1 rRNA gene is annotated in these 534 nt (G+C 54.9%); it reads right to left on the bottom strand.

Annotated elements, in window-relative coordinates:
* Positions 1–12 precede the first annotated feature (12 nt).
* Positions 13–534 (bottom strand): 16S ribosomal RNA (locus E5A76_RS10550); the annotation flags it as partial.

Here is a 534-nt window from a genome sequence, read left to right as displayed (position 1 = left end):
TAAGTCTTTAGGTAAGGAGGTGATCCAGCCCCAGGTTCCCCTAGGGCTACCTTGTTACGACTTCACCCCAGTCATGAACCACACCGTGGTAAACGCCCTCCCGAAGGTTAAGCTATCTACTTCTGGTGCAGCCCACTCCCATGGTGTGACGGGCGGTGTGTACAAGGCCCGGGAACGTATTCACCGTGGCATTCTGATCCACGATTACTAGCGATTCCGACTTCATGGAGTCGAGTTGCAGACTCCAATCCGGACTACGACGTACTTTATGGGATTCGCTCACTCTCGCGAGTTGGCAGCCCTCTGTATACGCCATTGTAGCACGTGTGTAGCCCTACTCGTAAGGGCCATGATGACTTGACGTCGTCCCCACCTTCCTCCGGTTTATCACCGGCAGTCTCCCTGGAGTTCCCACCCGAAGTGCTGGCAAACAAGGATAAGGGTTGCGCTCGTTGCGGGACTTAACCCAACATTTCACAACACGAGCTGACGACAGCCATGCAGCACCTGTCTCAGAGTTCCCGAAGGCACCAA

Origin of the sequence: Photobacterium lucens (assembly GCF_009873615.1) — a bacterium.
Lineage (GTDB): Bacteria > Pseudomonadota > Gammaproteobacteria > Enterobacterales > Vibrionaceae > Photobacterium > Photobacterium lucens.
The sequence above is the reverse complement of the archived record's forward strand: the minus strand, read 5'-3'. Positions and strand labels throughout refer to the sequence as shown.